Raw genomic sequence first — 12826 nt, forward strand, 5'->3', positions numbered from 1 at the left:
TGGCGCGAAACAAAACGTCAGACCTGAAAGGCATGACGTTACAGAGCGTGATGGCGATCATCGCGGTAAACCTGAAGCGGATCATCACCCTCTCAAAAGAAAAAACAGGATAAGGGCAAGGAAAAAGAGCGATTGTCCCGACTTGAGTCGGTCCAATCGCCCTTTTTTCTGTTCACGCTCGGATAGAGCGGAGGTTTTTCAGTGCCCTCGCGACAGAGTGGGCTTTTTGTTAACGTGTCCATTCAAAATATTTTCGGGCGAGCTCGGTGAGCGGGCTCTCGAAGAGCCGCTTCCGCCAGTATAGATCGGCCGCTTTCTTAACGGCCTCACTCCGCGAAGGATACGGATAGATCATACGTGACAACTTGCCGATCTTATCACCACGTTGCATCGCATAGACGACGATCTGCATCCAATCGCCAGCCGTCATCCCGACCGCGTGTCCTCCGAGAATCTTGCCGTTCTTCCGGGTGATGATTTTGACGAAGCCTGTCTCTTGGCGATCGGCGACGAACCGATCGACTTCGGACAGCTTCGCCTCAAAGATTTCGATGTCATCCCCGTGACGCTCACGCGCCTCGGCCTCGGTCAATCCGACATGGAACACTTCCGGGTCGGTAAACGTGATCCAAGGCATCTTGCTGTAATCGACCTTGTTCCATAGCCCGAATAAGGCGTTGGCGACGACCGCCTTGCCTTCTTCGCCGGCCGCATGTGTGAACGGTAACGTCTTGATCGTATCTCCGATGGCGAAGATGTGGGACTGTGACGTCCGATACGTCGACGTCACATCGACATAGCCATCTTTCACGTCGACTTTCGCCCGATCAAGGCGAAGTTCTTCGATGCGTGGAACACGTCCTGTCGCCATGAGCAGTTTTTCCGCCTCATACTCGACAGTTTCCCCATCGACTTCGGCTGTGACTTTGATGCGTCCTGCCACTTCAGCAATCTGTTTGACCTTGACACCGATTTCTAGATGCAGCGCCATCTCAAGCTGTGAGCGGAGCAACGCACTGACAGACTCGTCTTCTTTCGGTAAGAACGTGTCTTGTGCCTCGAGCACGGTCACTTGGCTACCGAGCCGTGCGAACGACTGCGCCAGCTCAAGCCCGACCGTACCAGCCCCGATAACGATGATGCTCTCTGGGAGCGTCTCTTCTTCAAACACGTTTTCATTCGTTAAGTAGGAAACGCTGTCCAATCCATCGATTGGCGGGACGGTCGGTTTCGACCCGGTCGCGATGACGAACTTTTTACCGATCAGTAAATCGTCACCGACTTTCAGTTCGTACGGGCTTTGGAACGACGCTTCCCCGATGTACACATCGACCCCGATCTTTTCGAAACGCTCCGTCCCATCGTGTTCTTGAATGATCGCCCGCGCTTTGTCGACTCGTGCCTTCGTCGTCTTATAATGATCGCGCCCGTCAAACTCGGCTCCGAGCACACGTGCGGCCTGCATCATTGAACTCGCATCTTTCGAGGCTGCGATGAGCGCCTTCGACGGGATACAGCCGACGTGGAGACAATCGCCGCCTAGATGTTTTTTCTTCTCAATGAGTGCGACTTTCACACCTAAATTCGCGGCACCGGCTGCTACCGTCATCCCGGCCGCGCCTCCCCCGATTACAATCAACTGATAGTCCTTCATCCCATCAACCTCCGATATCGTTTGCTTACGTCGTCCATCCGTTTCCGGTTCACACCGAAGTCGGAATGACCGAGTCGTGAAGCAGAACGAAATTCTACTTGTCTCGCTTCATCGTCAAATAAAAATTCCACATCATCTTTAAAACGCATCAGTTTCGAAGAGACGACGTAATGGAGCGTGTCCGTCGTCTCTTCGGCAAGTTCAGTCCGAGGCAGCTGCCCCATCACCATTTTGATGGTTTCGACCGTTTGATTGCGGTCTTTTCCATACGGAAGCGGGTCCATGTGCAGCGCTTTGATCGACGTTTGTGTCGATACGGCATTCGGACTTCCTTTCAACGGTTTCAATGTTTTTGCGGCCAAGACAAAAAACCTCCCTCATTCTACATACAATTGTATGTATCCTGAATTCGGAAGGTTTAACCCTTTTATTGCAGTTCGCTCGGGTCGAGCGGTAACAGAACTGTCACAGTCGTGCCTTGTCTGACTTCACTTTCGATGACAAGTTTCCCTTCATGCGCCTCGATCAACTCCTTAGCGATCGCAAGGCCGAGGCCGCTGCTGCCTTTCGTCACTTGCGCTTGATAGAACATTTCCGTGATGCGCTGCAAGTGTTCTTTCGAGATGCCAGGTCCTTGATCGATAATCGAGATGAAGGCGACCCGCTCCGACTGGACGAAGCGAACCGTGAGCGTCCCGCCGACTGGTGAGAACCGGATCGCGTTTTCAAGTAAGTTTAAGAATACTTGCTTGAGCCGGTTCTCATCGAATAGACCGACCGACTTGGCCGGGTAGCGCTCGATTAACGTAATCTGCTTATCTTCAAGCGATTGTTTCAGTTGAATCGTTACTTTACGTAACAGTGAGACGAGATCGAGTTCTTGACGATAGAGCACGAGACGACTCTCCTCGATTTTCGTGTAGTCGAGCAATTGCTCGACGAGACCGATCATGCGCTCGGTCTCCGAATGAATGATACTCAGACCGAGCTCTGTCTCGTCTGACAGTTGTTCGTCCCCGCCTCGGATCGTCTCAGTCCAGCCTTTGATGGAAGTGAGCGGTGTCCTAAGCTCATGGGAGACGTTCGACAAGAATTCGTTGCGCGTCGATTGGTGCTGTTGCACTTTAGCGCCTAAGTAAGTCAGCGTCCGGGCAAGCGCCCCGAGCTCGTGCTTCTCGTTCGAATATACCTCGACGTCGAAATCACCTTGCGCCATCTCGTCAGCCGTCTCAATAATCTCGCGGATCGGACGGACGAATCGGTCCGCGATTCGGATGACCGCGTATAGCGCCACGAGCCAAATCAAGACACCGATCATGAGGACCGCCATCCAAATCTCGCGGATGAGCGTGTCTAAGTCTGCGAGCGGACGCGTGAAACTGATGGCGAACTCGCTCGTCCCCTCGGTCATGATCGGGCTCGTCACCGACAGAAAGTGCTCCTCGCTCACGTCATAGTCTTGGACGACCGACTCGCCTCTAGCGAGACGCTCGAGCTGCTCAGGTGTATACGACGCTTGTTGTGCTCGCTGTCCGGTTGTTTTTATAATCGCGCCAGAGCGGTCGACCATCGTCAAATCGGTACCCGGATACCCGAACGTCCGGACGAGAACCGAGAACGCGCTCGGTGTCTCAAATCCGACTTGTGCCTGTGGATACAAATAAGCGCTTGTCGTCGCATGGCTGACCAACGCATCGGACTCATACTCGTAGTAATAACGGTACGTACCGTACGACAGGACGCTTACGAGCAGTAAGAGCACGAGTGTCACGACAATCATCATGCGGATGACGAGCTGTTGTCTCATCCGTCATGTCTCCGCCACTTATAGCCATGCCCCCATAGCGTCTCGATATAAGCCGGATGGCTCGGGTCGTCTTCAATCTTTTGCCGTAAGCGGCGAATGTTGACGTCCACCGTCTTCCGGTCCCCAAAGTAGTTGATGCCCCAAACCGCGTCAAGAAGTGCGTCGCGTGATAAGACGACTTCTTCGTTTTGGACGAGATGACAGATCAAGTCATATTCGGTCGGCGTCAAATCGATCGATTGTCCGTATTTCGTCACTTGTTTCGCCGCCAAGTCGATGGCGAACGGTCCTGACTTGAGACGTTTCTTCTCTTTGCGCTTCACTTTTTCAACGCGTCGCAGGAGCGCATGAATGCGCGCGATGAGCTCGCCCGGGCTGAACGGCTTGGCGATATAGTCGTCCGCCCCTTTCCCGAGACCTTCGATTTTATCTTCTTCAAGCGTGCGTGCCGTCAACATGATGATCCCGACGTTCTCGTCTAAGTCACGAATCGCGGCGCACGCTTCAAAGCCGTCCATCTCAGGCATCATGACGTCTAGCAAGACGATATCGAACGGTTCACGATCGAATGCGGTGACCGCTTCACGGCCGTTCGTCGCCTCAAAGACATCAAATCCGGCTCGTTTTAAATTTACGATGATAAAGCTGCGAATCGCATGCTCATCTTCGGCTACTAATATCCGATTCATATTTCCACCTCTTCTGGAGTTCACTACTCTACATTATAGTTACGTTTTTGCGACAAGGTTGTCAATTGACCTCAAATCGTATTAGGATGGAGTCATTAGATTCTAAAGGAGGACTCCTTACCACTATGAGTTATAACATGATTGTTTTAGATATGGACGATACGCTCCTCACGAGCGACCACACGATTTCCCCTGTCACGAAAGCGGCGTTGCTTGACGTCCAAGAACGCGGCCATAAAGTCGTTTTAGCAAGCGGACGTCCGACGTACGCCATGTGGGCAGCGGCCCGTGAGCTTGAGCTCGCCAAATATGGTAGTTACATCTTGTCATTCAACGGTGCTTCAATCATCAATTGTGAAACAAATGAAGAAATCTTCTCGAGCACGTTAATGCCGGACACAGTCGCCCACCTCCATGATATCAGTGTCCGGGAGGAAATCGCGATTCATACGTACATCGGTAACGAAATCGTAACCGATCAGCCGAACCCGTATACCGATATCGAAGGCGAATTGACGGGCATGCCGGTCATCCACGTCAACGATTTCAAAGAAACCGTCACGACCCCTGTCGTCAAATGCCTCATGCTCGGCGATGGCGACACGCTCGCTCCAATCGAGACGAAGCTGCAACTCGAGCTCGAAGGCAAGCTCGCCGTCGCCCGTTCGAAACCGTTCTTCCTCGAGTTCACGGAAGCCGGTGTGACGAAAGGGACGAGTCTCGCCTTTTTGGCTGACCACGTCGGAATCGACCAAGCACACGTCATCGCTTGCGGAGACGGCAACAACGACTTGACGATGATCGAATGGGCCGGACTCGGTGTCGCCATGGGTAACGCCAACGCCACGGTCAAAGGAAAAGCCGACTTCATCACGAAGTCAAACAATGAAGATGGGATTGCCCACGTCATCGAGACGTACATGAGCAGTGTCGTTACGAATCGTTAAGCAATAACCGTTTGAACGAAGGAGGAATCACGATGAATAAAGGATTGAAACGAGCTGGACTCGGACTAGTCGGAACGGCCGTCGCCGGTGCCGCCTACGTCTTCTTGTCACCGAAGCCTGCGTCCCGTCTCGTCAAAACTTCATTTACTGGAGGCAAGGAAGTCGCGATCAAAGGATTCGACGAAGTCGTTCAAAAGACGTCGGTCCGTAAAGACATCGATTACTATTCTGCCTACGAGAACGGGACGTTCGATTTGATTCGCTATGAAGGCGATAAGCATGTCGTCCCGACGATTTTTTGGGTGCACGGTGGCTCGTTCGTTGGCGGTGATAAGGCTGATGTGTTCAAGTATGCGACGTCGATTGCAAGCAACGGCTACAACGTCGTCAGCATCAACTACGCCCTCGCCCCGGACGTCACGTATCCGGTGCCGCTCCAGCAAATCGAAGAGGCGTACACGTATATTACCGACAACAACGATCGCTTCCGACTCGATCTCGACCGCGTCTTCTTCGCCGGAGACTCGAACGGAGCGCAGCTCGTCGCCCAATTCATCGGGATTCAACTGAACGATGACTATGCACCGTCAGCCGAAGTGAATCAAGTCGTCCCGCAAGACTCGATCCTCGGCGCGGTTCTCTTGTCTGGCCCGTATGATTTGAAACGGACGATTCTCGAGTCTTCGAAAGCCGTCAACCGTTTCTTGTTCAAGCGGATCGGTTGGGCCTACTTCGGGACGTACAATTGGGAGAACCTCCCCGTCGTCACCGAAGCGTCCCCTCTCGTCAACATCCCGGCCACGTTCGTCCCGACGTTCATCACCGACGGGAACAAGGGGTCGTTCGAGACGCAAGCGAAAGAGTTCGCGACAATTCTCTCCGGACGGACTGATGTGACGAGCGTCTTCTATAATCGAGACGAATACGAACTCGGAAACAGCTATCACTTCGAGATGGATCAACCAGCAGCCAGCTCAACGTATCGTCGCTTGATCACGTTCTTGCGCGAAACGACCAAATAAAAACAACCCCGACTTTGAAAAAAGTCGGGGTTGTTTGCGTTATTTGAGCAAATCCATTGCGCGGCCAATCAGCTCGTTGCGAGAGTCTGAAGTTTTCCGTAACGCTTGTAGCCGGTCGATGAGTGCTTGACGAAGCTCGTCTGACTGAACGAGTTCCAAGCATTCAATCTGAGCCAACCAGGCGTCCGCATGCTCCGAGAGGACCATCGGGACGAGAGCGTCGATCGACTCCCCTTGTTCACGCATGAGCCGGATGCGATTGAAGAGCGGGTCGTCTTCCGTCCACGTCCGGGCGTCCCGTTCGATTTGAACCGGTTTCTCTAGGACGACGAGCTCTTCGACGTCCGTGCCCGGGAAGATCGACGGTAACGAATCGTGTCTCACTTCAAGCGTCGCGAGCTCGATTTGTTTGCCGTCGATGTGCACGCTCACGTCTTCTAGCGTGATCGCGTCTGTCGTCTCGCTGACGATGCGACCATCGAGGCGAACGTCCGCTTCCGCGAGCGCTTCTTGGATTGGTCCATCTAAAACGAGTAGTCCGTGATTGCTCCAATTGCGAAGCTGGCCGTGGTCAACTTTCACGCAGTCCCCCCATTGAACGAGGGCAACTCGGCCCGTGTTCGTCACGTGTCGAACCGTTCCGACACGGTCGGTCCCATCTTCGAGCCGGATCGTCGATTGACTTCCTGAGGCGAGCGCCTTCTCAAGCGATGCGATTCCGCCCGTGTGGACGGCCATCCGTGATTCGAGTTCATCGAGCGCATCCGTCAACGCCTCGAAGTCAGGGATGACGAACAGTTCACTTTGCATATTCGTCACATCCTGTTTCGTCTCTAGCGCATGCTCGAGGTTGAACGGATGTTTCGTGACGGCGTCGGTCAGGCAGTGACGGCTCTCGCCGACCGAAGACAACAGTCCGGCCCCGTAAATGAGCGGGCGCTCGATGTCGCCGATCAGTCCGAACTCGACCGTCCACCAAAAGATACGTGCCACTTGCTGCGCTTCGGAGAAGCCCGTCACTTGCGCTTTCGCTTCATGCAGCGCTTCTAAGGCGGCTTTGACATCCGCTTCCGTCGAGTTGGCATTCTCTTTCACGATCGTCAGTCGTTTGAGTGCCGCGAACGAGGCGTGTTCCTCACGATTCATGAACGCTTTCGCGCCAAGTTGACCGAACCGTTTCACGATTTTAGAAAACTCAGGGTCCATCAGCATCGGCGCGTGACCGGCCGCCTCATGGATAATGTCTGGTGCCGGGCTGTACAAGATGTTCTCGACTTTCCGGATGTCGGTCGCGACCGGTAACATCCCGTTCCCTTGGAAGTCAAAGAACGCGACGCCAGGAATCAATCCGTCGACCGCGACCGTCGACCAACCGGCCGCTCGCATCTCGGCGGTCATTTTTTCGACGTCCGGGAGGCGTTCTGGTCCCATGCCTGTCTTTTTCAACCCTTCGATGTAGAACGGATGGGCCTTGCCTTCGAGCGTATGCAAATTGAGCCGTAATACGAAGCGCCACACCGCGTGATCGGTCGGTGTGTACTCGTTGTAAAACTGGGGCGAGATATGAGGCGCCAAGTGGCGTGGGATTGATTGTGTGAGCATGATATTTCCTCCTTTTGTCTACTGGACGTCAAAAAGTCCCTATCGATTCACTCGATAGGGACGACTTAGCCGCGGTACCACCCTGATTACTAGACGTTGTCTAGTCACTCTAATCCGATAACGGGGGACCGCTCACATGTGAGAGCTCACAAACTGTAATTCGATTCATCTTTTGGGCGTGTTCGCAGCACCACACGCTCTCTGGGCCAGGGAAGATGTCTCTACTTCGGTTTGATCATCGCTTTTGTTACTGTTATGCAGTTATGCTTCTATGCGAACTTGCTTTTAAGCGTTAAAGTATCTTGTTGGTTGTAACTTTACCAAATCGTTTTGTCGACGTCAACAAAAAAACAGTCCGCAACTGCGAACTGTCACAAACACCAATCAATTTCAGGCTGTCCCCACTGTTTCAACAAATCGTTCACTTGCGAGAACGGACGGGATCCGAAGAAGCCGCGGTGTGCCGACAGCGGACTCGGGTGGACCGATGTCAAGATCGCGTGCTGCGGCCCGATCAGCTTTTGTTTCTTTTTGGCATCGTTTCCCCAAAGAATAAACACGATCGGTTGCTCACGCTTCCCGAGTTGCTCGATGATCGAGTCCGTGAACTGAACCCATCCTTGTCCGCGGTGTGATCCGGCCTTACTCGCTTCGACCGTGAGCGCCGTGTTGAGCAACAATACGCCTTGGCGGGCCCAGTTCTCTAAATTCCCGCTCTTCGGCACGCTACAACCCAAGTCTTCATGCAACTCTTGAAAGATGTTGCGCAGCGATGGTGGAAAACGGACACCGTCTTGGACCGAGAAGCTGAGTCCGTGCGCCTGATTCGGACCGTGATACGGGTCTTGGCCGAGGATGACACATTTGACGTCTTTAAACTTCGTGTAGACGAACGCGTTCCAAATGTCTTCCCGTGGCGGATAGACGGTCGTCGTCGTGTACGCCTCATCGACGAACGCTTTCAAGTCAACGAAGTACGGCTGCTCCATCTCCGCTTCAATGATGTCGCTCCAGTCGCCGAGCAAGCGGTCTGATAACTGTTCTTCCATTCGATTCGCCCCTTTCCGTCTTATCATACCCGAATCGATGGCACACAAAAAGACGAGCCCAGTGGACTCGTCCGATGATTATACTATGACTGTGCCTGCTACTTCTTTCGCAAGTGCTTCTGCTTTCGCTGTCGCGTCAGCAACGATGTCTTCGATCTTGTCTGGGAACTGGTTCATTCCTTCAACCGCAAGTGTCGTTACTTCGTTCACGCCGACGAACGCAAGCGCTTGACGGAGGTACGCGTCTGCAAAGTTGAGGTCTGTACCTGTGTAGATGCCGCCTGTGCCTTGAATGTGAATCGCTTGTTTGTTCTCAAGGAGACCGACTGGCCCTTGCTCTGTGTAACGGAACGTCTTGCCAGCTGAGAGGACGCTATCGAGGAACATCTTCATGCGTGCTGGGAAGAAGAAGTTCCACATCGGCGTCGCGAACACGTAAAGGTCTGCTTCCATGAACTTCTCGAGCATGCCGTTCATCGTCGCGACTTTTGAAGCTTCGACGTCTGTGAGTGCTTCACCAGACGCGAATTTTCCCCAAGCGCTTAACACGTCGCCATCGATTTCTTGGACGTCGACATCGTAAAGCTCGATTGCTTCGACTTCAAACGATGCGTTCTCTTGTTGAAGTTTCGTCATGAACGCCTCGGCGACTTGTTTGCTGTATGACAATTCTGTCGGTTTTGGGTTAGCTGATACGTATAATACTTTATTCATAATGGGTTCCTCCACTGGTAATCTCTATTTTGATAACAACAGTTAAAACTATATCATCTGTATATCTCACCGTCAATTATTTCAACTTCAAGATAATTGACAAAAAAACAGGCAGGCGTTATTTGCCTGCCGCGTTGTAGCCGACGCGTTTCAATAAATCGATCAACGTCTCGGTCTCTTGTTCGCTGAGCGGTCCATAAATATCTTTGAAGATTTCAATATGCTCAGGATAGACGACGTCCATCAATTGCTTGCCTTCGCCTGTCAACGATGCATACGTGACACGACGGTCTGACGGACAGGCGACGCGCTCGATGAGCCCTCGCTTCTCAAGCTTGTCGATCACATACGTGACGCTGCCACTCGTGATCAAAATTTGATCACCGATTTGTTGCAGCGGCGTATCTCCTCGTTTATACAATACGGATAGAACACCGAACTCTGTTGAATTCAATTGGTGGCGTCTAAGATCGTCTTTGACACGATCACTGATTGCGTCCATCGCTCTTGCTAAGACGACCCATGCCTTCAATTCGAGTGATTCAATCATGTCGGTTTCACCTCAATTCGTTCATCATTTACCTTTAGTATAGCAGGACATGAGCAGTATACGTCGCTAAAAACACTTCGTCAAGAAACTTCTCCGTTGTCGCGTCTCCTTGAAACGTTTAGAATAGAACTATTGTGATTTTTAGAAAGGGTGGACGGTATGCGTGAGTATTATGAGATTTCATTGACGATTAAAGCAGGCTATTTGAGTTCGGTCATCGAGTTGTTGAACCGGGAAGGCATCGCCCCTGACTATGCCCTTGAAAAAGAAGGCGCGGTCTTTTTACTGTTCAACCACTTGCCATGGCCGAACGTCACGCGCGAACCGCACGCAGTCGAGCGTTTCTTGTTGACGTTGGCGCGCGAAGACTACCTGTTCGTCAAGACGAAACGAAAATCGCCCGTACCCGGCCATGAACCGGTCGCCTGCATGGGAGCGTATGATTCGCCTTTCCACGAATATTTGAAAATCGAACTCGCCGTCGACGAATCCGATGCGAGCCATCTCGATATGTCGGCGTTCCGCCATTACTAAACAACGCACGCGCGTTGTTTTTTTGATGACTAGGTTCGAGTACGGACGGGAATATAGAACAATATCTGACTGATAAAGGGGAATGTCTTGAATGGATACAGCTATGTTGATCGTCAACCCATCGTCTGGGAAAGAATTAGGGAAAGAGCACGCGCCGTTCGCTGAAGAAGTGCTGCGCGAACGTTACGGAAACGTCGACATCCGTTTTACTGAAAAAGCCGACGACGCCACACACTTCGCACGAGAAGCGGCGTCGAAACAATATAAAGCCGTCGTCGCCATGGGCGGCGACGGCACGTTGAACGAGACGGTGGCCGGTCTCGCCGAAGCCGATCATCGTCCTGACTTTGGAATCATCCCGCTCGGAACGGTGAACGATTTGGCACGGGCTCTCGGCGTACCGAGCGACCCGAAAGAAGCGATTGAAGCGCTGCGAACGGCAAAACCGACACCGATGGACATTGGGAAGTATGAACACGGCTACTTCATGAACGTCATCGCCATCGGCCTCATCGCTGAGGCGGTCGATGAAGTCAGCGTCGAAGAGAAGACGAAATGGGGCCCGTTCGCCTACTTGATCGAAGGTATCAAAGCGTTCCGGGAACACAGTCCTTACTCGTTATCAGTTCAGGCCGAAGAGCATACGTTCGACGGGGACGCTTTTCTCGCCGTCATCGCGCTGACGAACTCGGTCGGCGGCTTTGAAAACTTCGAGCCTGATGCGAAGTTGAACGATGGTCTGCTTCACGTCTACTTGTTTGAGAATCTCGGTTTCACAGACGCCTTCCAGCTCGCCCCGGCCTTATTTACCGGCAAGCTTAAAGAAACAGACAGTGTGACCGCATTCCAGACGAAGCGGGTGTATATCGATTCGCCTGATTCGCTTCCGGTCAACGCCGATGGGGACACGGGCGGGAAACTCCCGCTTACGTTTGAAGTGCTCCCAAGCCATCTCCAAGTGCTGAAACCAGTCTAATCTCTCGCCTCGGCACAGAAGGCTTGATCGAGAAAGGAGAGATCGTTCGATGAACATCACACTCGTTCCGCTGCTCGAAGCGTCAGACGACATCGTCCAGACGTTCAACCGGTGGAACAACGATCCTGAAATCGTTCATTTGATCCGCCCTGCTCGCTCGGAAGAAGAACTTGCGGCCGAGCAACGGATGACCGTCGCCGACTTGACGGATCGACTTCAGACACACGATATCTTTCTCATTTACGCTGACGACAGGCTCGTCGGCGAGGTGAACGTGATGTATGACGCAAACCATCTATACGTTCAAGAACCAGGGAGTGCCTGACTCGGACTCGTCATCGGGGAAGCGGCGGGTCGCGGCAAGGGTGCGGGCAGCGAGGCACTCCGACTTTTGGAGGAACGGCTTCGTCACCAAGGCACGCCGCGCATCGAGCTCGGCGTGTTCGGGTTCAACGAGGCGGCACACCATCTTTATAAGAAGCTCGGCTATGAAGAAATTGCGCGCATCGATGCGTTCACGTACTGGAACGAACAATTTTGGCCTGATATCCGCATGGAAAAGCGACTGACATGACAAAGACCTTCCTCAAGCGAGGAAGGTCTTTCGTCAGTTGTTCAAGTTTTCGACTTCGACGACGCGGAACCCTTTTTGTTCGAGTTTGGCGACGATCTTGTCTTTCTTCGGCTCATCACAGTCAGGCGGCAACGTGATCAAGACACGGCGAAGGACTTTACTCTTCGCGTCGAGCGTCATCAAACTCGCGATTGACGAGTATTTGCTGACGACTTTCGTGATTTTCTCGAGCGCACCTACCTGCTCGCTGAGTGCGATCGTGACGACGTAGCTGCCTGTGTCACGGCTCCACGCCTCTTCGAGCATGCCGAGCATCTTCCCGTGTGGCAAAATGCCGTAAAATTCATTGCTCTCGTCTTTTAGGACCGCGATATACGGTAACTCTTTGATCGAGAAGAAGACTTTGAAGAATCCGTCCGACTCGTGGACGTATTTCTGCGTATTTTTAATCAATTCCATGACGTTGTCGTCAAGGCTCGCGCCACTCATTCCGTGACGGTAAATATGCATCTTATAAATGTTACCGCGGAAAAATATTCCCGTCTCATCGAGGACAGGGACACAGCGGTATCCTGTCTTTTCAAGCGTATCGAGCGCTTCACGTAACGTCGCCTTTTCACTGATTGTGACGACGTCTTTTTTTGGAATGCATAAGCTATGCACTAACATGCGGTTTTCCTCCTAGCAAATTGAAAGTGGTCTACACCC

General features: G+C 52.6%; 15 protein-coding genes and 1 other annotated feature. Of the genes, 6 read left to right on the top strand and 9 right to left on the bottom strand.

The window, feature by feature from the left end; all coding sequences use genetic code 11:
* Positions 1-229: 229 nt before the first annotated feature.
* The 4 genes from EVJ32_RS08515 to EVJ32_RS08530 all read right to left on the bottom strand — a co-directional run bounded on the left by EVJ32_RS08515 (position 230) and on the right by EVJ32_RS08530 (position 4150).
* Positions 230-1654, bottom strand: a complete 1425-nt coding sequence (locus EVJ32_RS08515) for a dihydrolipoyl dehydrogenase family protein (protein ID WP_131457890.1) — start codon at positions 1652-1654, stop codon at positions 230-232.
* Positions 1651-2016 (bottom strand): DUF1499 domain-containing protein, encoded by a 366-nt coding sequence (locus EVJ32_RS08520; protein WP_131457891.1) that lies wholly within the window; start codon positions 2014-2016, stop codon positions 1651-1653. The genes EVJ32_RS08515 and EVJ32_RS08520 overlap by 4 nt, the downstream gene beginning before the upstream one ends.
* Before the next feature lie 65 nt (positions 2017-2081).
* The gene (locus EVJ32_RS08525; RefSeq protein WP_131457892.1) at positions 2082-3461 is read right to left on the bottom strand and encodes a sensor histidine kinase; all 1380 of its coding nucleotides are present in this window, start codon (positions 3459-3461) and stop codon (positions 2082-2084) included.
* Positions 3458-4150: a response regulator transcription factor gene (locus EVJ32_RS08530; protein ID WP_131457893.1), complete on the bottom strand. Its 693-nt coding sequence runs from the start codon at positions 4148-4150 to the stop codon at positions 3458-3460. Before EVJ32_RS08530 ends, EVJ32_RS08525 begins: the two co-directional genes overlap by 4 nt.
* Before the next feature lie 125 nt (positions 4151-4275).
* Here EVJ32_RS08530 and EVJ32_RS08535 point away from each other — a divergent pair, with 125 nt between their 5' ends.
* Complete coding sequence (locus EVJ32_RS08535) at positions 4276-5097, top strand: Cof-type HAD-IIB family hydrolase (RefSeq protein WP_131457894.1); 822 nt, start codon at positions 4276-4278, stop codon at positions 5095-5097.
* A 32-nt stretch (positions 5098-5129) separates the two neighbouring features.
* Positions 5130-6119, top strand: coding sequence for an alpha/beta hydrolase (locus tag EVJ32_RS08540; RefSeq protein ID WP_131457895.1), 990 nt, complete (start codon positions 5130-5132; stop codon positions 6117-6119).
* 39 nt (positions 6120-6158) lie between these two features.
* Here the strand turns inward: EVJ32_RS08540 and EVJ32_RS08545 are convergent, their stop codons facing one another.
* The 4 genes from EVJ32_RS08545 to EVJ32_RS08560 form a co-directional block, all read right to left on the bottom strand.
* Complete coding sequence (locus EVJ32_RS08545; protein WP_131457896.1) at positions 6159-7721, bottom strand: aromatic amino acid hydroxylase; 1563 nt, start codon at positions 7719-7721, stop codon at positions 6159-6161.
* A 53-nt stretch (positions 7722-7774) separates the two neighbouring features.
* Positions 7775-7969 (bottom strand) — a binding site (T-box leader).
* A gap of 123 nt (positions 7970-8092) precedes the next feature.
* On the bottom strand, positions 8093-8770 hold the full coding sequence (locus EVJ32_RS08550) for a uracil-DNA glycosylase (protein WP_201738354.1): 678 nt from the start codon (positions 8768-8770) through the stop codon (positions 8093-8095).
* A gap of 78 nt (positions 8771-8848) precedes the next feature.
* Entirely contained in the window at positions 8849-9484 is a 636-nt protein-coding gene (locus tag EVJ32_RS08555) for an FMN-dependent NADH-azoreductase (RefSeq protein ID WP_131457898.1), read from the bottom strand.
* Between the two features lie 118 nt (positions 9485-9602).
* Complete coding sequence (locus tag EVJ32_RS08560) at positions 9603-10034, bottom strand: MarR family winged helix-turn-helix transcriptional regulator (protein WP_016509745.1); 432 nt, start codon at positions 10032-10034, stop codon at positions 9603-9605.
* 159 nt (positions 10035-10193) lie between these two features.
* Between EVJ32_RS08560 and EVJ32_RS08565 the strand changes: the two genes are divergently transcribed.
* From EVJ32_RS08565 to EVJ32_RS16405, 4 genes are all read left to right on the top strand, one after another.
* The gene (locus tag EVJ32_RS08565) at positions 10194-10568 is read left to right on the top strand and encodes a hypothetical protein (RefSeq protein WP_131457899.1); all 375 of its coding nucleotides are present in this window, start codon (positions 10194-10196) and stop codon (positions 10566-10568) included.
* A gap of 91 nt (positions 10569-10659) precedes the next feature.
* Positions 10660-11544, top strand: a complete 885-nt coding sequence (locus EVJ32_RS08570; RefSeq protein ID WP_201738353.1) for a diacylglycerol/lipid kinase family protein — start codon at positions 10660-10662, stop codon at positions 11542-11544.
* Positions 11545-11593: 49 nt separating this feature from the next.
* Complete coding sequence (locus EVJ32_RS16400) at positions 11594-11869, top strand: hypothetical protein (RefSeq protein ID WP_236639501.1); 276 nt, start codon at positions 11594-11596, stop codon at positions 11867-11869.
* A gap of 12 nt (positions 11870-11881) precedes the next feature.
* Positions 11882-12118 carry a GNAT family N-acetyltransferase gene (locus tag EVJ32_RS16405; protein WP_255569901.1) on the top strand — a complete coding sequence of 79 codons (237 nt, stop codon included), beginning with the start codon at positions 11882-11884 and terminating at the stop codon, positions 12116-12118.
* 33 nt (positions 12119-12151) lie between these two features.
* Here EVJ32_RS16405 and cbpA read toward each other — a convergent pair whose 3' ends face one another.
* Positions 12152-12787 carry a cyclic di-AMP binding protein CbpA gene (gene cbpA / locus EVJ32_RS08580; protein WP_070328318.1) on the bottom strand — a complete coding sequence of 212 codons (636 nt, stop codon included), beginning with the start codon at positions 12785-12787 and terminating at the stop codon, positions 12152-12154.
* Between the last annotated feature and the right edge of the window lie 39 nt (positions 12788-12826).

It is taken from the genome of Exiguobacterium sp. SH5S4, assembly GCF_004337045.1.
In the GTDB taxonomy this organism is placed as follows: domain Bacteria; phylum Bacillota; class Bacilli; order Exiguobacteriales; family Exiguobacteriaceae; genus Exiguobacterium; species Exiguobacterium aurantiacum_A.

Excerpts from the sequence above, each read along its gene's own strand:
- EVJ32_RS08565 (WP_131457899.1), top strand. The coding sequence starts at position 10,194 with ATGCGTGAGTATTATGAGATTTCATTGACGATTAAAGCAGGCTATTTG.
- EVJ32_RS08550 (WP_201738354.1), bottom strand. The coding sequence starts at position 8,770 with ATGGAAGAACAGTTATCAGACCGCTTGCTCGGCGACTGGAGCGACATC.
- EVJ32_RS08530 (WP_131457893.1), bottom strand. The coding sequence starts at position 4,150 with ATGAATCGGATATTAGTAGCCGAAGATGAGCATGCGATTCGCAGCTTT.
- EVJ32_RS08535 (WP_131457894.1), top strand. The coding sequence starts at position 4,276 with ATGAGTTATAACATGATTGTTTTAGATATGGACGATACGCTCCTCACG.
- EVJ32_RS16400 (WP_236639501.1), top strand. The coding sequence starts at position 11,594 with ATGAACATCACACTCGTTCCGCTGCTCGAAGCGTCAGACGACATCGTC.
- EVJ32_RS08555 (WP_131457898.1), bottom strand. The coding sequence starts at position 9,484 with ATGAATAAAGTATTATACGTATCAGCTAACCCAAAACCGACAGAATTG.
- EVJ32_RS08515 (WP_131457890.1), bottom strand. The coding sequence starts at position 1,654 with ATGAAGGACTATCAGTTGATTGTAATCGGGGGAGGCGCGGCCGGGATG.
- EVJ32_RS08540 (WP_131457895.1), top strand. The coding sequence starts at position 5,130 with ATGAATAAAGGATTGAAACGAGCTGGACTCGGACTAGTCGGAACGGCC.
- cbpA (WP_070328318.1), bottom strand. The coding sequence starts at position 12,787 with ATGTTAGTGCATAGCTTATGCATTCCAAAAAAAGACGTCGTCACAATC.
- EVJ32_RS08570 (WP_201738353.1), top strand. The coding sequence starts at position 10,660 with ATGGATACAGCTATGTTGATCGTCAACCCATCGTCTGGGAAAGAATTA.
- EVJ32_RS08545 (WP_131457896.1), bottom strand. The coding sequence starts at position 7,721 with ATGCTCACACAATCAATCCCACGCCACTTGGCGCCTCATATCTCGCCC.
- EVJ32_RS08560 (WP_016509745.1), bottom strand. The coding sequence starts at position 10,034 with ATGATTGAATCACTCGAATTGAAGGCATGGGTCGTCTTAGCAAGAGCG.
- EVJ32_RS08525 (WP_131457892.1), bottom strand. The coding sequence starts at position 3,461 with ATGAGACAACAGCTCGTCATCCGCATGATGATTGTCGTGACACTCGTG.